General features: G+C 72.4%; 18 protein-coding genes. 6 read left to right on the top strand and 12 right to left on the bottom strand.

Annotation, left to right across the window (positions count from 1 at the left end):
• Positions 1 to 68: 68 nt before the first annotated feature.
• Genes ACFV57_RS08690 through ACFV57_RS08700 form a run of 3 tightly spaced genes read right to left on the bottom strand, consistent with a single transcriptional unit; the run spans position 69 to position 2,976 of the window.
• The gene (locus ACFV57_RS08690) at positions 69 to 713 is read right to left on the bottom strand and encodes a lactate utilization protein C (protein WP_385227313.1); all 645 of its coding nucleotides are present in this window, start codon (positions 711 to 713) and stop codon (positions 69 to 71) included.
• Entirely contained in the window at positions 710 to 2,185 is a 1,476-nt protein-coding gene (locus tag ACFV57_RS08695; protein ID WP_385227316.1) for a lactate utilization protein B, read from the bottom strand. Before ACFV57_RS08695 ends, ACFV57_RS08690 begins: the two co-directional genes overlap by 4 nt.
• Complete coding sequence (locus ACFV57_RS08700; RefSeq protein ID WP_385227319.1) at positions 2,182 to 2,976, bottom strand: (Fe-S)-binding protein; 795 nt, start codon at positions 2,974 to 2,976, stop codon at positions 2,182 to 2,184. The genes ACFV57_RS08695 and ACFV57_RS08700 overlap by 4 nt, the downstream gene beginning before the upstream one ends.
• A gap of 122 nt (positions 2,977 to 3,098) precedes the next feature.
• On the opposite strand from ACFV57_RS08700, the gene ACFV57_RS08705 reads away from it, so the two are divergent.
• Positions 3,099 to 4,415 carry an MFS transporter gene (locus tag ACFV57_RS08705; protein WP_385227321.1) on the top strand — a complete coding sequence of 439 codons (1,317 nt, stop codon included), beginning with the start codon at positions 3,099 to 3,101 and terminating at the stop codon, positions 4,413 to 4,415.
• A gap of 77 nt (positions 4,416 to 4,492) precedes the next feature.
• Here the strand turns inward: ACFV57_RS08705 and ACFV57_RS08710 are convergent, their stop codons facing one another.
• The 4 genes from ACFV57_RS08710 to ACFV57_RS08725 all read right to left on the bottom strand — a co-directional run bounded on the left by ACFV57_RS08710 (position 4,493) and on the right by ACFV57_RS08725 (position 8,537).
• Positions 4,493 to 5,536 carry a methyltransferase gene (locus ACFV57_RS08710; RefSeq protein ID WP_385227324.1) on the bottom strand — a complete coding sequence of 348 codons (1,044 nt, stop codon included), beginning with the start codon at positions 5,534 to 5,536 and terminating at the stop codon, positions 4,493 to 4,495.
• Positions 5,537 to 5,789: 253 nt separating this feature from the next.
• The gene (locus ACFV57_RS08715; protein ID WP_385227327.1) at positions 5,790 to 6,245 is read right to left on the bottom strand and encodes a hypothetical protein; all 456 of its coding nucleotides are present in this window, start codon (positions 6,243 to 6,245) and stop codon (positions 5,790 to 5,792) included.
• 16 nt (positions 6,246 to 6,261) lie between these two features.
• Positions 6,262 to 7,692, bottom strand: coding sequence for a DUF1996 domain-containing protein (locus tag ACFV57_RS08720; RefSeq protein WP_385227330.1), 1,431 nt, complete (start codon positions 7,690 to 7,692; stop codon positions 6,262 to 6,264).
• A 128-nt stretch (positions 7,693 to 7,820) separates the two neighbouring features.
• Positions 7,821 to 8,537: a DUF4142 domain-containing protein gene (locus tag ACFV57_RS08725; protein WP_385227333.1), complete on the bottom strand. Its 717-nt coding sequence runs from the start codon at positions 8,535 to 8,537 to the stop codon at positions 7,821 to 7,823.
• A gap of 339 nt (positions 8,538 to 8,876) precedes the next feature.
• Between ACFV57_RS08725 and ACFV57_RS08730 the strand changes: the two genes are divergently transcribed.
• The gene (locus ACFV57_RS08730; RefSeq protein ID WP_385227336.1) at positions 8,877 to 9,560 is read left to right on the top strand and encodes a hypothetical protein; all 684 of its coding nucleotides are present in this window, start codon (positions 8,877 to 8,879) and stop codon (positions 9,558 to 9,560) included.
• A gap of 79 nt (positions 9,561 to 9,639) precedes the next feature.
• Complete coding sequence (locus ACFV57_RS08735; protein WP_385227339.1) at positions 9,640 to 10,677, top strand: D-alanine--D-alanine ligase; 1,038 nt, start codon at positions 9,640 to 9,642, stop codon at positions 10,675 to 10,677.
• 45 nt (positions 10,678 to 10,722) lie between these two features.
• On the opposite strand, the gene ACFV57_RS08740 is transcribed toward ACFV57_RS08735, so the two are convergent.
• Positions 10,723 to 10,863 (bottom strand): hypothetical protein, encoded by a 141-nt coding sequence (locus ACFV57_RS08740; protein WP_385227342.1) that lies wholly within the window; start codon positions 10,861 to 10,863, stop codon positions 10,723 to 10,725.
• Between the two features lie 71 nt (positions 10,864 to 10,934).
• Here ACFV57_RS08740 and ACFV57_RS08745 point away from each other — a divergent pair, with 71 nt between their 5' ends.
• From ACFV57_RS08745 to ACFV57_RS08755, 3 genes are all read left to right on the top strand, one after another.
• A complete protein-coding gene (locus ACFV57_RS08745; RefSeq protein WP_385227345.1) occupies positions 10,935 to 11,567 on the top strand; it encodes a LysE family transporter in 633 nt (210 codons plus the stop codon).
• Between the two features lie 125 nt (positions 11,568 to 11,692).
• Positions 11,693 to 13,303 (top strand): amidase, encoded by a 1,611-nt coding sequence (locus ACFV57_RS08750; RefSeq protein ID WP_385227348.1) that lies wholly within the window; start codon positions 11,693 to 11,695, stop codon positions 13,301 to 13,303.
• Positions 13,304 to 13,406: 103 nt separating this feature from the next.
• Positions 13,407 to 14,153 (top strand): alpha/beta hydrolase, encoded by a 747-nt coding sequence (locus tag ACFV57_RS08755; RefSeq protein ID WP_385227350.1) that lies wholly within the window; start codon positions 13,407 to 13,409, stop codon positions 14,151 to 14,153.
• Between the two features lie 443 nt (positions 14,154 to 14,596).
• Here ACFV57_RS08755 and ACFV57_RS08760 read toward each other — a convergent pair whose 3' ends face one another.
• The 4 genes from ACFV57_RS08760 to ACFV57_RS08775 form a co-directional block, all read right to left on the bottom strand.
• The gene (locus ACFV57_RS08760; protein WP_385227353.1) at positions 14,597 to 15,598 is read right to left on the bottom strand and encodes a serine hydrolase; all 1,002 of its coding nucleotides are present in this window, start codon (positions 15,596 to 15,598) and stop codon (positions 14,597 to 14,599) included.
• Positions 15,599 to 16,278: 680 nt separating this feature from the next.
• Positions 16,279 to 17,451 (bottom strand): NAD(P)-binding domain-containing protein, encoded by a 1,173-nt coding sequence (locus tag ACFV57_RS08765; RefSeq protein ID WP_385227356.1) that lies wholly within the window; start codon positions 17,449 to 17,451, stop codon positions 16,279 to 16,281.
• Between the two features lie 123 nt (positions 17,452 to 17,574).
• Positions 17,575 to 18,780: an LLM class flavin-dependent oxidoreductase gene (locus tag ACFV57_RS08770; RefSeq protein ID WP_385227359.1), complete on the bottom strand. Its 1,206-nt coding sequence runs from the start codon at positions 18,778 to 18,780 to the stop codon at positions 17,575 to 17,577.
• Between the two features lie 5 nt (positions 18,781 to 18,785).
• Positions 18,786 to 19,889 (bottom strand): ABC transporter substrate-binding protein, encoded by a 1,104-nt coding sequence (locus ACFV57_RS08775; RefSeq protein ID WP_385227362.1) that lies wholly within the window; start codon positions 19,887 to 19,889, stop codon positions 18,786 to 18,788.
• Positions 19,890 to 19,985: the final 96 nt, after the last annotated feature.

Raw genomic sequence — 19,985 nt, forward strand, 5'->3', positions numbered from 1 at the left:
AACAGTCGCCACGCGCAGGACGAGACTTCCGCGCGCCACTTCCCGCCGCCGGGCCCCGGCCGCGTCCCTCACTCCGACAGCAGCACGACCTCCAGCTTCCGCGGCCCGTGCACCCCCTCGACCCGGTCCAGCTCGATGTCGCTGGTTGCCGACGGACCCGAGATCCACGTCAACGGCGCCGTCGGGTCCAGCCGTTCGAGCGCCTGCGGCACCGAGTCGACGACCTGGTCCGGCACGCGGACGACACAGATGTGGTGGTCGGGAACGAGCGTGATCCGGCGGCGGCCCTGGTCGGGCGAGCCGTCCAGCACGATCGTCCCGGTCTCGGCGACGGCCACCGCGCAGCCGGTGACGACGCTGTCGACCGTGTCGAGTTCACGGGCGGTGCTCGCCGCCCGGTCCGTGACGTGGGTGACGTCCGCGGCGGCCGTCCACTGCGGGTCCAGGCCCGGCGGCACGAGCACCGTCCGCGCGCCGTGCTCGCCCAGCAGGCGCGCGACCAGCCCCGGCAGCCCGTCCGCCGCACAGTGGTGCACCACCGCCCGGTAATCCGCCAGATTCTCCGCCAGCAGCGCCACCCGCTCCTTCGGCGTACGGGAGCCGTGGGCGCGCAGATAGTCGCGCGGGACCGGCGGATCCTCGTACCCCTCGCCGTGCGGCACGTCCGCCAGCGCCCGGCGCACCCGCGCCAGCACCACATCCCGGCTGCTCACTTCGTCCGCTCCTCTCCACGCGTACGCCGCCACCAGTCACGGAAGGACTCGGCCGGCACCGGTGGCAGGTCCCGGGTGTCCGACCAGGCGTGCCCAGGGCCCGGCAGCCGCCGCGGATGCAGCCGCCGCGTGCGCGCGGCCAGCCGCTGGCCCGTGCGCAGCACCCCCGGGTGGTCGAAGGCGAACCCCGCCGCACGCATCGCCGCGCGCTCCGCCGCGTGCCCCTTGGCCGGTCTGACCACGGTCTTCACACCGCGCCGCGTCACCCGGCCGCCCTGCACCACCCGCTCGCGCAGATGCACCAGCACCTCCGGGATGTCGATGGCCACCGGGCACACCTCGTAGCAGGCACCGCACAGCGACGACGCGTACGGCAGCGAGGCGTCCAGCTCGCTCGCCGTACCGCGCAGCTGCGGGGTGAGGATCGCGCCGATCGGGCCGGGGTAAGCCGAGCCGTACGCGTGCCCGCCGGCCCGCTCGTACACCGGGCACACGTTCAGACAGGCCGAGCAGCGGATACAGCGCAGCGCCTGGCGGCCGACCGTGTCGGCGAGGGTGTCGGTGCGCCCGTTGTCGAGCAGCACGAGGTGGAAGGTGCGCGGTCCGTCGCCGTCCGTCGTGCCGGTCCACATCGAGGTGTACGGGTTCATCCGCTCGGCGGTCGAGGAGCGCGGCAGCAGCTGGAGGAAGATCTCCAGGTCCTGCCAGGTCGGCACCACCTTCTCGATGCCGACGACGGAGATCAGCGTCTCCGGCAGAGTCAGGCACATCCGGCCGTTGCCCTCGGACTCCACGACGACCAGCGTCCCCGTCTCGGCCACCATGAAGTTGGCCCCCGAGACACCGACCTTGGCGTTCAGGAACTTCTCGCGCAGGTGCAGCCGCGCCGCCTCCGCCAACTCGGCCGGCGCGTCCGTCAGGTTCTCCGGCGCCGGGCGGCCCCAACGGCTCATCTGCTCCCGGAAGATGTCCCGGATCTCGCCCCGGTTGCGGTGGATCGCGGGCACCAGGATGTGCGACGGCAGGTCGTCGCCGAGCTGCACGATCAGCTCCGCCAGGTCCGTCTCGTAGGCGCTGATGCCCGCCTCGGCCAGCGCCCGGTTCAGCCCGATCTCCTGTGTCGCCATCGACTTGACCTTGACGACCTCGCGCTCGCCGGTCTCCCGCACCAGCCGCGCGACGATGGCGTTGGCCTCGGCGGCGTCCGCCGCCCAGTGCACCTGCCCGCCGGCCGCCGTCACCGACTCCTCCAGCCGCTCCAGATAGTGGCCGAGGTGGCGCAGCGTACGGTCCTTGACGGCGGCGCCCGCGGCCCGCAGCCGCGCCCAGTCGTCCAGCTCGGCGACCGCCTTGGCCCGCTTGTCGCGGATGGTGTGGGTGGCGTGGCGCAGGTTGCCGCGCAGCCGGGTGTCCTGCGTGGAGGACGCGGCGGCCGCGGGGAACGCGGGCATGCCGAGATACGTGCCGCTCATCGTCGGCTCCCTTCCGTGACGGTGGCGGGCACCGGCCCTCGTGCGTCGGCCTCCGTGGCGGCCAGGATCTCCGCGATGTGCACGGGCCGGGCCGCCGCGCCCTGCCGCCTGAGCGTGCCGCCGATGTGCAGCAGGCAGGAGTTGTCGACCGTGCAGACCGCCTCCGCGCCCGTCTCCGCGATGGCCCGTACCTTGTCGGCGCCCATCGCGGCCGACACCGCCGGGTTCTTGACCGCGAAGGTGCCGCCGAAGCCGCAGCACTCCTCGGCGCCCGGCAGCTCCCGCAGCTCCAGCCCCCGCACCTGTTCCAGCAGCCGGCGCGGTCGGTCGCCGAGGCCCAGCATGCGCAGGCCGTGGCAGGTGGGGTGGTAGGTGACGGTGTGCGGGTAGTACGCGCCGACGTCCGTCACCTTCAGCACGTCGACCAGGAACTCGGTCAGCTCGTACGTCTTCGGCACGGCGCTCGCCGCGGCCCGCGCCAGCTCCCGCCCGGCGCGCCCCTCGGCCGCGGCCCGCGCCGCGATCCGCGGGTAGTTGTCCCGCACCATCGCCGCACACGACCCGGAGGGGGTGACCACGTAGTCGTAGTCGCCGAAGGCGCGGTCGAACCGGCGCACCAGCGGCTCCGTCAGATGCCGGTAGCCGGTGTTGAACTGCGGCTGGCCGCAGCAACTCTGCTGCTCGGGGAATCCCACCTCGACACCCAGGCGTTCCAGCAGCGTGATCACTGCCCGGCCGGTGTCCGGGTAGAGCGTGTCGTTGATGCAGGTGACGAACAGTGCTACGCGCACGTTGCCATCTCCTTTCGGCCGCCGAGAACGCTGGCGGCGGGCCGTCTCACCGGTGCATGATCACCTGTCGGCTCATCCTGCCCCAGCGGCGGGCGAAGGAGAAGGACCCGGAGCGGAGGACCATGACACGTGCGGAGCGGACCGAGGGCGTGACGGGACGGGGGACACCGGCCAGGACGCCGCGGAAGGTGTCGCAGCTGCGGCAGCTGGCCGCGGCCTCCGTCGGCAACGCCGTGGAGTGGTACGACTGGTACGCGTACTCCTTCCTGGCCGTCTACATCGCCGACCGGGTCTTCCCCAAGGGCACCGGCAACTCGCTGGTGCCGCTGCTGTCCACCTTCGCGGTGTTCGCGGTGGGCTTCTTCATGCGCCCGGTCGGGGGACTGCTGATGGGCGCGGTCGCCGACCGCCGGGGCCGCCGGGCCGCGCTGACCCTGACGATCCTGCTCATGGGCGGCGGCAGCCTGCTCGTCGCCATCACCCCCACCTACGCGGCCACCGGCGTCCTCGCGCCGCTCGTGCTCGTCGTGGCCCGGCTCGTACAGGGGCTCTCCGTGGGAGGCGAGTTCGCCGCCTCCACGACCTTCCTCGTCGAATCGGCCGGCCCCGGCCGCCGCGGGCTGTTCTCCAGCTTCCAGTACGTCTCCACCACCGCCGGCCAGCTGCTGGCGTCCGGCACCGCCGCCCTGCTGGCGGGGCTGCTGACCGACGGCCAGATGGGGCAGTGGGGCTGGCGCGTGGTGTTCCTGATCGGCGCCGTGCTCAGCCTGCTCGGACTGTGGATCCGCAGCGGGGCGCGCGAGACGCGCAGCGAGGAACAGCAGGCCGCCGCCCGCCCCGGCCTCTTCGAGGCGCTGCGCCGCCACCCGCGTCAGTCGCTGCTGATCTGCGGCATCACCGCGGGCGGCACCCTCGCGTACTACACCTGGACCACCTACCTGCCCACCTACGCGCAGGTCAACGCGGGCTTCGACAAGAGCGAGGCGCTCACCGTCGGCACCCTGTCGCTGCTGTTCTTCGCCCTCCTCCAGCCGCTCGGCGGCCTCCTCTCGGACCGGATCGGCCGCAAGCCGCTGCTGCTGGGCTTCGCGCTGGGCTTCGCGGTGCTCGCCGTACCGCTGCTGCACCTGGTGACCGACGCGTTCTGGTCGCTGCTGCTGGTGCAGTGCGCGGGCATGGTGCTGCTGACCGGGTACACCGCGGTGGCCGCCGCCGTGAACGCCGAGGTCTTCCCGGCACGCGTACGGGCCGCGGGCATCGGCTTCCCGTATTCGCTGACCGTGGCCCTCTTCGGCGGCACCGCGCCGTACGTGGGCACCTGGTTCAAGCAGGCCGGGCACGCGGACCTCTTTCCCTGGTACGTCTCCGCGCTCTGCCTGGTCTCCTTCGTCGTGTACCTGACCCTGCCGGAGACCGCCAAGCGCACCCTGGACACCTGAGCCGGCCGTGCGCGCGGGCCGCCGAGGGTCCGCGCGCACACCGTGAACGGCCCGCACGCCGCGTCACTTCGGGAGGGTCACTTGCGGGCGACTATCGCCGCGTTGGCGCCGGGCGCCTCGAACGGCACCTTGCGGACCTCGGTGAACCCGGCGTCGGTCAGCCAGGAGCTGTACTCCGCCGCCGTGTAGTTGCGCCCGCCCTCGGTCTCGACCAGCATGTTCAGGCTCATCAGAGCGGCCGGCGCGGGCCCGGTCAGATCGTCGTCGACCATCAGCTCGCTGATCACCAGCGTGCCGCCGGACGGCAGCGCGGCCCAGCACTTGTCCAGCAGCATGCGGTTGGTGTCCTCGTCCCAGTCGTGCAGGATCATCGACAGCACGATGATGTCGTGCCCACCGGGCAGATCCGGCTCGGCGAGGAAGTCGCCCGGGTGGGTGCCGATCCGGTCGTCGAGCCCGGCGTCGGCGATGTTGCGTTCCGCAACCGGGCACACCTTCGGCAAGTCGTACACCGTCGCCTTCAGCCCCGGATGCCGCCGGCACAGCTCGATGGCGTACGCGCCGGAGCCGCCGCCCAGGTCCAGCAGCCGCGCCCCGGCGGTGAGGTCCACCACCTCGCCGAGCCGCTGCGCGGTCCACGACGACAGCGCGTGCATCGCCTCCCAGAAGACGGACAGCAGCCCCGGGTCCTCGGTGTCGAACAGATGCGGCTGCTTGTCGGGGTCCCAGGTGGTGGGCCGATTGGTACGGACCGCCTCGCCGAGCCGGCCCCAGCCCGGATACAGCCGCTGGTCCAGCATCCGCAGCCAGCCGCTGAAGTGGTACGGGCGGCCCGGCACCAGATAGGCGTCGGTCAGCGCCGAGTTGACGAAGCGGCCGTCCCCCCGGCGCTCCAGCAGGTCCAGCGCCGCGCAGCCGGTCAGCAGCATCCCCGCGGGTCGCACGCCGATCTCCAGCTCCTCGGCGCACTCCTCGACCGTACCGCCGCCCAGCCGGTCGAGCAGGCCGAACAGGCCCAGCTCGTCGGCGGTGGCCAGCGTCTTGAACGCCCAGAACCCGGTGGCTAACTGCATCAGCGGGAGCGGGGATGCGGTCGGCGCGACGGGGTGCGGGGATGCCATGGGAAGCCTCCAAGGTCGTTGCGGGGGGTGATACGGGGACGTACGGGGATCGCACGGAGTTTACGGACGCGAACATACGTCCGTGTCCGTGATCACTACCACCGCCGGGAGGCTGTCACACACGGAAAACGGGCACCGGAATGTGGCACCCGGGCAGGCGAACGGACGGGACGGACGGCACGGGCGCCGCCCCGCCCTGGCGCGGGCGGGACGGCGCGACGGGGGAGGAGGACCGGTCCGGGCCCCGTCCGCGTCAGGGGGAGTGACCGTGTCCCGTGCCCGATTCGAGGGTGCCGCCCAGGCTGTCCCGCAGCGGCAGCAGCGCGCTCCGGGACGGGCCGGTGACCGACCACCGGGTGCCGACGAGGTAGGTACCCCCGTACGCCCGGGCCTCGGTGAGCCAGGCGCGCTTGTTGCCGTCGCTGCTGAAGGTCAGGATGCGGAAGACACCGGCACCGGTGGTGCAGCCGCCTTCCCTCAACTCCTGTGCTTCGACGATGACATCGGCGCGGCAGCCGAGGGCGGCGGCGATCCGCGCCATGGAGGCGGGCGGGCCCGCCGCCGCGCGGGAAGGCGTGGCGTGGGCGCTGTGCGGGGGGCGCTGCGCGGCGGGCGCGGGGCCGCCGTCCGCGTAGCCGGTCACGACGATCGCGCAGGACAGCCCGCCCGCCACGAACAGGGGGAGCGCCGGGCCGGAAAGGAGCCTCATGGCAGGACCTCTTCTTTCAGCGGCAATCGCGGCCGGAATTGATGCAGTCCACGGCCGTACGCATCAGCCGCCGCGGCATCAGGTTGATGAAGTCGCCGTGGTCCGTCACCGGGTTGTGCAGCTGGTCGGGGAAGCTGTCGACCGCGTACAGCGTGTCCGGCGGTATGGCGTAGGTCAGCCGCTGCACCAGCCGGGGAATGGCACGGAAGCCGTTGCGGCACTGCCCGTTCCTGCTCGGGAAGACCACGTGCGTACGGTGGTTGGCGCTGTCCGCGTTGCGCCCGTCCCAGCAATGGGGGAACGCCAGCGACCGTACGACATCGCTGCCCCGGGGACAGATCGGGTACTTGTTCCTCAACTGCCGGTCCTCGAATCCGGTGCAGCTCCACGAGGCGTTCGCATTGGCCGGGCCGTTCGTCAGCGCTTTCGCGTCACCGGTGAGGTTGCGCAGAAAAGGCGGCATGGCGGTCACCTTCTGCGCTCCGTTGCCGTCGAAGGTCAGTGACACCTCGGCGGGGCGCACGATCGTGCCGACATTGCCGTCCCGGCCGCCACCGGGGGCGTCGGCGTCCCGCTCCCGCCCGTTGTCCCGCAGTCGCAGCACCGGCCAGTAATAGGTGGACCTGTCGCCGTTGCCACAGGTCGTACCCGCACCGGCCAATGCGTCGTCGGACGAGAACGCGTCCGTTTCCAGGTTTCCGACGTAGTCGTGCATGTGGTGGGCGCCATTGCGCACGCCCGGCGCGACGATCAGATTGTCCGGGTTGTTGTGACCGTTCTCGTTGCGTCCGCATGCCGACCGGAAGGAACCGCCCTGCCCGCGCGGGGCCCCGACGCCCCGGGTGTTCGGCCGTACGGTCGTGATGTCGACGAAGTCGTCGCGGAAAGGCCCGTTGTCCGCGCTGCTCCCGTCCCGCGCGCCTCTGGGCGCGCTCTGCGCGGCGGCGGAATCCGCCGTCGTCCGGCAGGCACTCAGCGGACCGAGCGCGCCGGGCCGGCCACCGGCCCGGCGCAGGGCGTCCGTGATACGGCCGATGGTGGCCCTGCGGTCCTGCTCCAGTGCGCTCAGCACCCGGTCCTGCGCGCCGGGGTCGGCCGACCACCGCTGGAACGCCTGGGCGACCTGTGCCTCCAGTTGCCCGAGACCGCGGTTCACCTCGGGCGCCGCCTGCGCCGGGAGGCTGCGCAGCCGCTGTCCCACGTCCGGACAGCTGATCGTCCGGCCGGCCGCCGCGCCCGGCCCGCGGCCCGCCGCGGTGTCCTCGCTGCCGGTGCCGCCGGTGGCGGGCCCGCCGGGGCCGGCCAGCGCCTGGGCGGCGATCACCGCCGTACCGGCGCACGCGGCCAGCGCCGTGCCGATCAGCGCCCCGCTCCGCTTCGAAAGGCGTGTCCTTTTGTGCGGACGCGCCATCCGCGCCGGTATCGGATTCTGTTTCTGCCGTTTCATGTCATCACTTCGCTCTGCTTCGCGGTTCACTGGTTTCTGCGGAACAAGGAATGCGGGATGCGGTGTCGCGGGAGCGCGGATATCCACCTCCCGGGGGCCCGGATTCGCGGCGGCGGTGGTGGCGTCGGCTACCGCGCGGGCGGCGGCGCCACCGTAGCCGTGCCGGGGCCGCCGGACGCCGCTTCGTCGGCGAGTGCCGCGAAGTCGACCAGTCCGGTCTGTTCCAGGGCCGTGATGTGATCGAGGACGACGCTGTTGGCGCGCGTGGCCAGATCCCGGATCATGGCATTACGGGTGTTCGCCCGCACGTGCGCGACGAGCGAGAAGACCTTTCCGTGGGCGCGGCGCGCCAGATTCGCGAACAGCCGCTCGTAGATGTCCCCTTCGGCCGCGTCGAGCTGGGCCAGCCAGCCCTGTTGCCCGGGAGTCGGCTGTCCGGGAAGCGTGATGTTCAGGGCGCGGGCCGTGTCGGCGGCACGCTGGTTGAGATCGGTGTGCCCCTCCAGCAAATGCCGGCCCGCGTGCCGGACGGCGTCCCGCATTCCGCGTCGCAGGGCCTGGCGTCCCGCGGGGAGTTCCCACAGCCCTGCCTGCCGTACTTTCCTGACGAATTCCCGGTCGAGCGGCGACAGCGGACCCGACGGCGTGTTCCACACGCCGAGCCCGTCGTCCTGCGCTGCGGGAGCGGAACTCTCCGCGGCACTGCCGCTGCTCGCGAACAACTGCACCGGCAGCAAAATGGCCACGGCTGTCAGGGAAAGCCCGGCGACGACCAGCCCGGTGCCGACCGAGAACCGCGACCGGACGCTGCCGATCACCGAACGCCGCCGTCCGACGTTTCGCACAGTGCCCTCCTTCTCCGGGGGACGGGAAAGAGGACGCTATTGCGGTGCCGCGCCGCTGGCGCATTGTTGGCGCCAACCCGACAAAGAATCGCCGCGGCACTTTCCGCTTGCTAGGGTGCCGGGCCGCGCCGCACCGCGCCCCCTGGCTCCGGCCCGTACCCCGTTACGCCCTCGCGCCCCGTGAACCTCAGTGCGACACGCCATGAAATGTCGAGCAATCGGGTGATTCAACGGCCGGGTCGTCACCCTGGGGCCCGAGGCGTCAATACCTTCAGCAAACACAGCAACGCTGCCGGTCCGCCGCGGCCGACCGCAGCCGTACGTGAAGGAGACGTCCCCATGCCCGCACCACGCCGCCTGTTGACCACGGCCTGTGTCGCCGCGCTCGCCCTCGTCGGACCCCTGGGCGGGAGCCTCTCGCAGGCCTCCGCCCCGGAGGGCCCCCGCCCGGTGCCGGCGCCCCAGGCGGATCTGATCCGGATGGGCAAGGGCAGCGGCACCTTCTGTCTGACCCCCGCGGCCACCCGGGCCCTCGCCAGGGAGCACGTACGGCTCAACGCCCTCCGCCCGGCCCGCACGACCGGCACCCACGAGCGGCGGTGCGTCACGACACCGATCACCGGCGGATCGTTCAACCGCGCGGTCAACAAGGGCGAGATGCACTTCGACGGCGGCTTCGAATTCACCCGCGGCGGGCGCTACCTGCGGGTCGACCACCTGAAGGCGGACTTCGCCACCGGCCGGATCTCCGGGGACGTCCGGGGCGCCCGGCCCGCCAGGACGGCGTTCCTGGCGTTCACCGTGGACCGCAAGCAGGTCCGGGTCTCCTCGGGCAAGGTCACGGCGCGCATCGCCTTCACGCTGACGAACCAGGGCGCCGCGTCCTTCAAGAGCGCCTTCGGCGCCGCGCCGGTCAGGGCCGGCGAGCAGCTCTTCGAGGGCACCGGTTCGGCCGAGGTCCGCCTGCCGCACCCGTCCCACACCCTCCGCCCTGCCCGGGCGGCACTCGACATCCAGCAGTGACCTGCCATCGCCGCCCCCGGCCGCCGAGCGCCGGCCGGGGGTGTTGGTGCTGACGGTGCGGGTGCGGCACAATTCCGGCATGCGTGTGGTGATCCTGTGCGGCGGAGAGAGTTCGGAGCGGGACGTCTCCCTGGCCTCGGGATGGTCGGCCGCCCGGGCCCTGCTGGAACGGGAACACGAGGTGGTGCTCGTCGACCCGGCCGCCGCGGTGCCGGTCCTGGCCGGGCCGCTGCGCCCCGGTGACACGGTCGACGCCGTCGCGGTCGGCAAGGAGCCGCCGTCCCTCTCGGAGCGGCACCGGCTCCGGTCGCAGATGCACGCCTCCCTGACCGGCGGCCCGGTCCTGGAACTGCTGCGCGACGCCGACCTGGTGTTCCTGGCGCTGCACGGCGGCTGGGGCGAGGACGGGCACGTACAGGCGCTGCTGGAGATGGCCGGCGTGCCGTTCACCGGCGCGGACAGCGCGACCTGCGCGGCGGCGTGGCACAAGGGCCGGACACAGGCGGTGCTGGGCGCGGCCGGCCTGCCGGTGCCCGAGCGGGCGCTGTGGCGCCCCGGGGCTTGTGAGATCCCGCAGGACGTGCGGCGGCTGGCCGGGGCCGGGCCGGTGGTGGCCAAGCCGGTCGCGGACGGTTCGAGTGTGTCGGTCCACCGGGTCGACTCGCTGTCGCAGCTGACGCAGGTCGCCGCCGAGGTGCACCGATCCGGTGTGGAGCTGCTGGTGGAGCCGTTCCTGCCGGGGCGGGAGTTCACCGTGGCCGTGCTCGGCGACCAGGCGCTTCCCGTGGTCGAGATCGAGCTGACGACACCGGTGTTCGACTACGAGGCCAAGTACCAGCCCGGGGCGGCCAGTGAGGTGTGCCCGGCGCGGATTCCCGAGGAGCTCGAAGCCCGGCTGCGGGAGTTGGCCCTGCGCGCCCACCGCGCCCTGGGATTCGGCGGCGACGCGTACTCGCGTACCGACTTCCGCTGCGACGCCGACGGCGAGCCGATGTGCCTCGAAGTGAACGCGCTTCCGGGCCTGACGGCGGCGAGCCTGTTGCCGCTCGCGGCCACCGGGGCCGACTGGACCTACCCCGACCTGATCCAGCGCATCGCGGACCTCGCGAAGCGCTGAGCCCGCACGGCGCGGGCCGTCGGTCCGGCGCCGCGACCCCTTCGGTCAGCGCCTGCCCGTACGGACCGCGCCGGCACTCGTCAGGACCACCGACGCGATCGCCGCGCACCGGGTCACCGACAGCCCCTGCCCCAGCACCAGAAGGCCCGCCGGCGCGGCCACGGCCGGTGCCAGGGTCGTCGGCACCGCGTCGCGCACCAGGTACTTGCCGCCGGGGGCGGTGCAGGCGCCGCCACCCCATGCGGGAACCTGCCAGGATGACGGATGCGCTCCTGACCGGACTGCTCGCCGGCTACGGCATCGCCATGCCGGTCGGAGCCATGTCGGTCCTGATCGTGACGCTCGCCGCGCAGGTCTCGCCGCGCCAGGGGCTGGCAGCCGCGCTCGGGGTCGCCACCGCCGACGGACTGTACGCCCTCGCGGCCGTTCTCGGCGGCACGGCACTGACCCACCTGATCAGCAGCGTCACCCGCCCCCTGCAACTGGCCGGCGCGGCCGTGCTTGTACTCATCGCCGCGCGCGGCCTGGTGACTGCGGTGCGCACCCGCCGGGCCCGGACACCACGACCGCCGGCCGTCGGCGCGTCGCCGCTGCGCACCTACACCGGCCTGGTCGGGCTGACGCTCCTCAACCCGGTCACGATCGTCTACTTCGGCGCGCTGGTCATCGGCCGCCAGACGGCATCGGCCTCGACCGCCTCCGGCATGGTCTTCGTGGCGGCGGCCTTCGCCGCGTCGCTGAGCTGGCAGACCCTGCTCGCCTCGGGCGGCGCCCTCCTCGGCCGCTTCCTCACCGGTGAGCGGGGCCGCCTGACCATGGCCGTCACCGGCAACAGCGCAATCCTGCTCCTCGCCACCCGCATGGCCTGGACAGCCGTTTTCGCCGTTTGACCTTGAGCCGCACCGCAAGCAGGACGAGGGCGGGTGGTTCGGGTAGCGGGCCCCGCGAGGCCGTACGGGCGGCCGCCGCACGGAACCCTTGCGCCGGGAGTGCCCCCTGTAGTGCGCTATCCCTCATGGTGAAGCGGAGAATTGCCACACTGATCGCCGTCCTGGTCACCGGCTCACTGGCCACGGGCGCACCGAACCCGCGCGCGGAGGCCGCCGAACCGCCGGCGGGCCGTCCCTCGCCCTCGGCCGGACCGCCCCCGGCCCCGGGCCTCGATCTCGACACCGTGACCATCCCCGAGCTGCAGGCCCGTATGGCCGACGGTTCGCTGACCTCCTCGGCACTGACCCGGGCCTACCTGGGGCGCATCAAGGCCGTCGATCCCAAGATCCACGCGGTGCTGCGCGCCGACCCGACGGCCCTGCGCCAGGCGGCCGCCAGCGACGCCCGGCACCGGCGCGGCCGGACCCTGGGCCCGCTGGACGGCATACCCGTCCTGCTCAAGGACAACGTGAACACCCGCGGCCTGCTCTCGACGGCCGGATCGCTCGCCCTGGCCGGCAGCCCGCCGGACACCGACGCCGCCCTGGTGACCCGGCTGCGCGACGCGGGCGCGGTGATCCTCGGCAAGACCAACCTGTCGGAGTGGGCGAACTTCCGCGCGGCGAAGCCCACATCGGGGTGGTCGGCGGTCGGCGGGCAGACCAACAACCCGTACGTACTGGACCGCAACCCGTGCGGGTCGTCCTCCGGCTCGGCCGCCGCGCTCGCCGCGTCGCTGTCGCAGGTGGCGATCGGTACGGAGACGGACGGCTCCATCGTCTGCCCGGCCGGGATGAACGGGGTGGTCGGCCACAAACCCAGCCTCGGCCTGGTCAGCGGGGACGGCGTGGTGCCGATCTCCGCCGAACAGGACACCGCGGGACCCATGGCGCGCAACGTCACCGACGCCGCACTCACCCTGTCCGTACTCAGCGGCGGGCAGACGCGCCACGCGGACGTCACCCGTGCGCTCACCGAGGTCGCGCAGCAGCACCCCCGCGACCTGCGCGGCAAGCGGATCGGCCTGTGGCGGCTGCCCGAGCTCGGCGCCGAGGTGGACGCCGTGCTGACCCGTACGGCGGCGAAACTGCGCAAGGCCGGTGCCGAGGTCGTCGAGGTGACGCCCCCGTACCAGAAGCGGCTGGCCGAGCTTGAGTTCCCGGCGCTGCTCAGCGAGTTCCACCGGGACATCGACGCCTATCTCGCCACCCGTAAGGGGCCCCGCAACCTCGCGGAACTGATCGAGTTCAACCGTGCCCACCCGGCCGAGCGCACCTGCTTCGCCGGTCAGGAACTGTTCGAACAGGCCCTCGCCGCGCCTCCCACCACCGATCCCGCATACCGGGCGATGCGGGCCGAGCTGAAGGACCTCTCCCGTCGGTCCATCGACGAGACCATGGCGGCCCACCACCTGGACGCCATCGCCTCGCCGACGAACCCGCCCGCCTGGACGACCAACTGCGCGCGGGGCGACAACGACGTGATCCCGTCCTCCACCCCCGCGGCCGTCGCCGGGTACCCCTCGCTGTCGGTGCCCGCCGGGTCCGTGGGCGAACTGCCCGTCGGCCTGCTCCTGATCGCCGGAAACCACCAGGACGCCGGGCTGCTGTCGCTCGGGGCTACGGTGGAGGACCGGCTGCACGCGTGGCGGGCCCCGCGCTATCTGCCGTCGGTGGGGAGTGACGCGTCCCGGTAATCACGTCGGCCGCGCCGCCGTACCGGTCACCGATGACCAGTGACCAGTGACCGGTTACTTACTACCTGCCACCTGCCGTCTCCGCATTCCCCGGGGAGATTCCATGAGCGCCGTCATCCAGCGGACCGTTCACGCCGTCGACGGCGAACAACTCAGCCTCTGCACCGTGACACCGCGGAGAGAGGCCGCCGGTGCCCGCGGCGTCATCGTGATGCACGGTGCCGGCAACGGAAACAAGGAGCGGATTCTGCCGCTCGCCGAGGAGTTCGCCGCGCACGGGCACCCGGCCGTCGCGCTGGACTTCTCGGGACACGGCGAAAGCACGGGAAAGCTGCTCGACCTCAGCCTCAGGCGGCGCCGGGACCAGGCCGCGGCCGTCATCGACGAGATCTTCGGCGCCGAACTCCCTCTCGTACTGGTCGGCTTCAGCATGAGCGGCCAGACCGTCGCCGACCTGGTGGAGCTGTACGGCGCACGTGTGACGGCCCTTGTCCTCTGCGCGCCCGGAATCTACGGAAAGGACGCCTGGGACGTGCCCTTCGGCGGCGGATTCACCGAGTTGATCCGGCGCCCGGAGAGCTGGCGCGACAGTCGGGCCCTGGACATCTACGCGCAGTTCGACGGCCGCGCGCTGCTCGTCGTACCGGAACGCGACGCGGTCATTCCGGAGGGCGTCACCGAACTTCTTCGCGCCGCGCTGGCAAAGCGCGCGGACTTCTCCGCCCTCCGGCTCGCGGGGGCCGACCACAAACTCGGAACGTGGCTGGCCGGTCAGCCACGGGCTCGTAAGGAGATCGTCGACATGGCGCTGCGGGCCCGTTCCTCCGCGGCCGGCTTCGCGCGGGCATGACGACCGGGCCGGGCCGACGGAATCCCGTCGGCCCGGCCCGCGGCGTCCGCCGGTTTCCGGGATGCCATCTTGCTGGGCGGACGGCGGTCTTGGCCGGGCAGGCTCCCTGGGGAGGACGGTCGTGATAGCGCATCCCCTGGAACGCTGGGCAATGCGTACGCCGTTGGAAGAATCTCAGCGCGGGATGATGCTGGTCTAACGCAGATCTAACGTCGGGCGTCAGTGTGTGCTTACGTCGGCCGAATGCCGGTGGGACAGCTGATGCCGGTGACGTCGGGTGTCGACGACGGCGGGTGGCGGAGGATGTTGAACGCTACGGACGTTGGCCGTGACGGGTGTTGACGTCGCCGCGGGCGTGGTGCAGAGAGAGCCCGGAGCGGGGGCTTGCTCCCTCCTCGACGGCACTCCGGCTCGGGGAGGAGGGAGCCGGGACTCGGCCGTCCTCACACTCCCGGAGCGGTGAGCGGCTCGGCGTCCTCAGGAGCCGGCTTGCCGGGGGTATAGCCTCCGGTGCCAGGGTAGACATCCCGGTATATGGCGCGGGAAACGGTTTCTATCGTGGCGATTCCGTAGTCCCATCCCTCGTTTTCGGGGTGCCCTTCGGGGACTCTGTTGTTCTCGCTGAGGACGACCAGACCGGAGTCGTAGCCGTTCCCGGTGAGGGCGACCGTACTGTTCACCTTCCAGTCCCCGCGGTCGAAAACGTCGACGTCGGGATTGCGGCTCCGTTGCAGCCAGCCGTTCTTGACGTGGACCACGGAGTCGAGCGGAGCGCCCGCGGTGGCGCCCCACCGCTGGTCGCTCCGGACGTTCTTCATGAGGTCGAGCGCGTAGGCGCGGGCCTTGCCGCCTAGGACCGATCCGCCGGTGCCGGTGAATATGCGCAGTAGTGCGGCCTGGTCCCCGGCGGTTATCTGGGTGAGGCCCCAGAAGCCTTCCTTGTCCGGGACGGTGTGCCGCAATTCCGCCCGGTCGAGGAATTCCTGGACCTTGACGGTGTTGGGGTGGGCGGGGTCCTTCAGGTCGGACAGCCGCTTCCACAGCGTGGTCGCGGCCGCATTGTCCGAGTCGATGATCATCTTGCGGGCGAGGGCGTCTTCCGCCGCGGGCAGCGTGCCGCCCCTGTGGTATAGCAGGGCGCCGAGAATAATCGTTTTTGCGGTACTGGCCGCGTCATAGGCCTTGGCGTCGTCCAAGACGCACCTGGTCCCGGTGGGCCGGTCGTAGAAGGACAGCGACACCATGCTTTTCCGGCCCGCCAGGGCCTTGGTCACATCGCGCGACAGCTTCTCGGCCAGTCCATGGTCCGTGGAGGTGCAGCGCACCACCGAGGCGAGGGGCGCGGCGCTCTTCGATGCCGCGACGGACGGCGTGGCGGCTGCGACAAGTCCGACAACCGTCCCCGCCGCCATGGCGGCAGTGGTGGCACGGGAAACCCATCTCATTGCGCTCACTGTCCTTTCAGAAGGCCGGAACAACCGGCTTCAGGTGGGGGGAAGCGCCCGCGCGACCTGGTGGCCGGCGGGCGCGCGGGAGCGATGTCGGCCGGCCGGTACCGCACCGGCTCCAGTGATCGCGGGCGCGACGTACCGCGATGTGCCGTGCCGGACCGCCGCTGCCGCACGGGGCCGTGGCCTGCGGCGACACCGCTCCCCACGGCTTTGTATCAGGGCCGTGGAAAGCGACGTCAGGTGGGTCGCGGCGGTGGGCCGGTACGCGGTGGTGTGCGGGGCATTGTGCTGGGTGAATGCCGGATAAGGGCCTGCTCAGGGAGAGTCGCCGCGGGGGAGGACGCTCACCGGTGCCCAGGCGGTCGGCGAACCGGGGTAAAGAGAAGACGTGTTGTCCGCCCGCTATGTCAACAGCGCGCTCATGTCGGCCGGACGAGTGGCGCTCCGGTCAACGCCGCGGAACACAGCGCACGTTATCAAGAGCCGCTCCCTGTATTTCCGCTTCCGGACCGCGCCCCCACCCTCGGAATGCTCCGGGCGAATTCCGGCCCCCGGAGATCGTGACGGCCCCGACGCAGGATCGCGGAGTGCCTGATACACGAACTCCGGGTGGCCGAATTGGGAGCTGCCTCCGCTGCCCCGGTGCCGCCCGCCTCATGACCCTCCGGCTCCCGCTACGGAGCCGGGGCGGTTGCGTGGGCGGCGGTCCGGGCGTCCGGCTGCAGGAGCTGTCGGATGTCGCGTACGGCCGCGCGCCCGGCGCGGTTGGCGCCGATGGTGCTGGCGGACGGGCCGTAGCCGACGAGGTGGATACGGGGGTCCCGGGCGGCCCGGGTGCCGTCCAGGCGGATGCCGCCGCCCGGTTCGCGCAGGTGGAGTGGGGCCAGGTGGTCCAGGGCGGGACGGAAGCCGGTGGCGTAGAGGATGGCGTCGGCGTCCACGCCGGTCACGCCGTCGTCCCGGGCGCCGTCCGGCCAGCGGGCGCCGGTTTCGGTCAGACGGTCGAACATCGGGTGCCGTACCAGGACATTCTGTTCTCGGGCCGGCCACAGGGCCTCGGACGGAGCGAGGGGGCCGGTGCGGGCGGTACGGCCGTGCCGAACGGCCATGATCGGCAGGCCCGTCACGGACACCACGCTCTGCGGCGGCAGTCCTTCCCGTACCCGCTCCTCGACCCGCGCGACCGCCGCCCGGCCCTGCTGCTCGTCGAACGGGCCCTCGCGGAAGAGGGGCGGGCGGCGGGTCACCCAGGTGGTCGCGGCGGCGACGTCCGCGATCTCCAGCAGCTGCTGGACGGCCGAGGTGCCGCCGCCGACGACGATGACGCGCTGTCCCGCGAAGTCCCGCGGCCCCCGGTATGCGGAGCTGTGCAGCTGCCGGCCGCGGAAGACCTCCTGGCCCGGGAAGCGCGGCCAGAAGGGCCGGTCCCAGGTGCCGGTCGCGTTGACCAGGGCCCGGGTGGCGTACGTGCCTTCCGAGGTCTCCACCAGGAGTCGGCCGTCCGCGCCGTCGCGCACCGCCCGGACGTCCACCGGCCGGTGCACCCGCAGCCCGAAGGTGCGCTCGTACGTGTCGAAGTACGCGCCGATCACCTCGGACGACGGGCGGTCCGGGGCGGCGCCGGTCAGCTCCATGCCGGGCAGTGCGTGCATCCCGTGGACCTTGCCGTACGTCAGGGTGGGCCAGCGGAACTGCCACGCGCCGCCCGGCCGCGGCGAGTGGTCCAGCACGAAGAAGTCCCGGTCCGGTACGTACCCCACCCGCCGCAGGTGGAAGGCGGCGGCCAGGCCCGCCTGCCCGGCACCGACCACCACGACCTCGGCTTCCCGCACCCCGGAGTAGTTCATGCTTCTACTAACCGGGGGGATCGCCGGAATCTTCCCCACGACCCTCGGCCGCACCCTCCCGACAAGCTCCGACGATCCGCTCAGCAGCCCCCGGCCGTCCCCCATGCGGCCCCGGCCGCCCCCTCAGCGACCGCCCGCCACCAGCAGCGGCGCCCCGCCCGGCGCGGAAGCCGGGCGTCCGTCGGCCGCCGGGGCACCGGACCGAGGGTCGGTGCCGGCGGGCAGCAGCCCCCGCGCGGCCAGCTCGGGCCGTACGCCCTCGCCGAACCAGTACGCCTCCTCCAGATGCGGATAGCCGGACAGCACGAAGTGCTCGATGCCGAGCGCGTGGTACTCCTCGATCCGGTCGGCCACCTCCGCATGGCTGCCGACCAGCGCCGTTCCCGCCCCGCCGCGCACCAGGCCCACCCCGGCCCAGAGGTTCGGGGCGATCTCCAGCCGGTCGCGCGAGCCGCCGTGCAGCGCCAGCATCCGCTGCTGGCCCACCGACTCGCTCCTGCCCAGCGCCTGCTGCGCGGCGGCCACGGTGTCCGGGTCCAGGTCGTCCAGCAGCCGGTTCGCCGTGCCCCACGCCTCCTTCGACGAGTCGCGGGAGATGGTGTGCAGCCGGATGCCGAAGCGGACCGTACGGCCCTGTCGCGCCGCCAGCTCCGAGATCCAGTCGATCTTCTGTTTGACCTGCTCGGGAGGTTCGCCCCAGGTGAGGTACACATCGACGTTGCGGGCGGCGACCGGGCCGGCCGCCGCCGACGAGCCACCGAAGAAGATCTCCGGGAGCGGGTCCGGCGGCAGCGCGGTCAGACCGCCCTCCACCTGGTAGTGCTCCCCGCGGAAGTCGAACGGGACGCCGCCCCACACACCCCGTACCACCTGCAGGAACTCGTCCGTACGGGCATAGCGCCGGTCGTGGTCCAGCGCGTCCCCGAACCGCCGCTGCTCGGTGGAGTCGCCGCCGGTCACCACGTTCAGCAGCAGCCGGCCACCGGAGATCCGCTGGTACGTGGCGGCCATCTGCGCCGCCAGCACCGGCGAGATCACCCCGGGCCGGAAGGCCACCAGGAACTTCAGCCGGTCGGTGACCTGGGTGAGCGCCGCCGTGGTCAGCCAGGCGTCCTCGCACCAGGTGCCCGTCGGCGTGAGGACCGCCTCGAAGCCCAGCTGCTCGGCGGCCTTGGCGATCTGCGCCAGATAGTCGATGTCGGGTGCCCGTACGCCGCCGGCCGGGGTGATGCGGTCGCGCCGGACGCCGCCGTCGGTGTACGCGTGCCGGTCGACGAGGGTGCGCCCGTCGCCGCCGGTCGGCAGGAACCAGTGCAGATGTACGGTCATGGGGCTCAGCCGGCCTTTCCTTGGGTGCCGTAGGTGCGCGGTGCCGTGCTCGATGGGGGCAGGCTGCCGTTGAAGCGGGTGTCGACGAAGGACGAGAAGTCGAAGCGGCCGGGAATCAGCCTGAGGCCGGCGAAGGTGTCGGCGATCTGCTGCTCGGACGCGACGGCGGGCCGGTCCAGGGCGACCGTCACCGCCGTGCCACGGGTCCGCTTGACCGCCGCGAGCGCCACGTCCCGCGGCAGACCGGTCTCCTCGGCCCACGCCTTCGCCCAGGCGTCCGGGTGCCGGTGGACCCAGTCCTGCGCGCGCCGCAGCCGGTCGACGTAGTCCTTGAGCGCCGCCGACTTCTTCCCGTCGTCCAGGGCGGCGGGCGCGGCGACCTGGAAGCTGAGGCCGTTGACGACGCCTTCCCCGGTGGTCAGGACGCGGGCGTCGGTCTGGTCGAGGGCCTGCGAGGTGTACGGGTCCCACACCGCCCAGGCGTCCACCCGGCCCCGGCTGAACGCGGCCAGCGCGTCGGCCGGCTGGAGGTGGTTCAGCCGTACGTCCTTCGGCGTCAGCCCGGCCTTCTTCAGGGAGGCGACGATCTGGTAGTGCGCGGAGCTGCCCTGTGCCACCGCGATCGACTTGCCCTTCAGCTCCGCGGGCCGCGTGATCGGGGAGTCCTTCTTCACGAGGACCGTCTCGCCCGCGGACGAACCGTGGGTCGCCGCTATCACCTTGAACTTCGAGTTCGCGGCGGCGGCGAAGACGGGCGGCGTGTTGCCGACCCCGCCGACGTCCACGGCCCCGGCGTTGACCGCTTCCAGCAGCGGCGGACCGGAGGTGAAGGTCGACCACTGAATCCGGTAGGGGAGGTTCTTCAGCTCCCCGGCCGCCCGCAGGACCGCCTCCGAACCGCCCTTCTGGTCACCGACGTTGAGCGTCACCGATCCCTTGCCGTCGGTACCGCCGCGGGTCCCGCCGGCGCCTCCCGAACCGTTCGCCCGGGACGCTCCGCCGCACGCGGTGAGCGACAGCAGGAGGGGCAGCAGGAGGAGGGGGAGCAGCAGGGGGTTCGGGGCGCGGCGCTGTGGCGTGGGTGGGTGCGACCGTTTGCGCGGCTTCATGCGGGTTCCGTTTCGTTTCTTCGTACGGCGGTGGACGCCGGTCGATGCGGGGCCGTGATGGGGGGTGGCGGACGGTGGTGACCGCGACCGTGATCG

The organism is Streptomyces sp. NPDC059788, assembly GCF_042732265.1.
GTDB lineage: Bacteria > Actinomycetota > Actinomycetes > Streptomycetales > Streptomycetaceae > Streptomyces.

Excerpts from the sequence above, each read along its gene's own strand:
- ACFV57_RS08695 (WP_385227316.1), bottom strand. The coding sequence starts at position 2,185 with ATGAGCGGCACGTATCTCGGCATGCCCGCGTTCCCCGCGGCCGCCGCG.
- ACFV57_RS08705 (WP_385227321.1), top strand. The coding sequence starts at position 3,099 with ATGACACGTGCGGAGCGGACCGAGGGCGTGACGGGACGGGGGACACCG.
- ACFV57_RS08710 (WP_385227324.1), bottom strand. The coding sequence starts at position 5,536 with ATGGCATCCCCGCACCCCGTCGCGCCGACCGCATCCCCGCTCCCGCTG.
- ACFV57_RS08715 (WP_385227327.1), bottom strand. The coding sequence starts at position 6,245 with ATGAGGCTCCTTTCCGGCCCGGCGCTCCCCCTGTTCGTGGCGGGCGGG.
- ACFV57_RS08720 (WP_385227330.1), bottom strand. The coding sequence starts at position 7,692 with ATGAAACGGCAGAAACAGAATCCGATACCGGCGCGGATGGCGCGTCCG.
- ACFV57_RS08730 (WP_385227336.1), top strand. The coding sequence starts at position 8,877 with ATGCCCGCACCACGCCGCCTGTTGACCACGGCCTGTGTCGCCGCGCTC.
- ACFV57_RS08735 (WP_385227339.1), top strand. The coding sequence starts at position 9,640 with ATGCGTGTGGTGATCCTGTGCGGCGGAGAGAGTTCGGAGCGGGACGTC.
- ACFV57_RS08745 (WP_385227345.1), top strand. The coding sequence starts at position 10,935 with ATGACGGATGCGCTCCTGACCGGACTGCTCGCCGGCTACGGCATCGCC.
- ACFV57_RS08750 (WP_385227348.1), top strand. The coding sequence starts at position 11,693 with ATGGTGAAGCGGAGAATTGCCACACTGATCGCCGTCCTGGTCACCGGC.
- ACFV57_RS08755 (WP_385227350.1), top strand. The coding sequence starts at position 13,407 with ATGAGCGCCGTCATCCAGCGGACCGTTCACGCCGTCGACGGCGAACAA.
- ACFV57_RS08760 (WP_385227353.1), bottom strand. The coding sequence starts at position 15,598 with ATGAGATGGGTTTCCCGTGCCACCACTGCCGCCATGGCGGCGGGGACG.
- ACFV57_RS08765 (WP_385227356.1), bottom strand. The coding sequence starts at position 17,451 with ATGAACTACTCCGGGGTGCGGGAAGCCGAGGTCGTGGTGGTCGGTGCC.
- ACFV57_RS08770 (WP_385227359.1), bottom strand. The coding sequence starts at position 18,780 with ATGACCGTACATCTGCACTGGTTCCTGCCGACCGGCGGCGACGGGCGC.
- ACFV57_RS08775 (WP_385227362.1), bottom strand. The coding sequence starts at position 19,889 with ATGAAGCCGCGCAAACGGTCGCACCCACCCACGCCACAGCGCCGCGCC.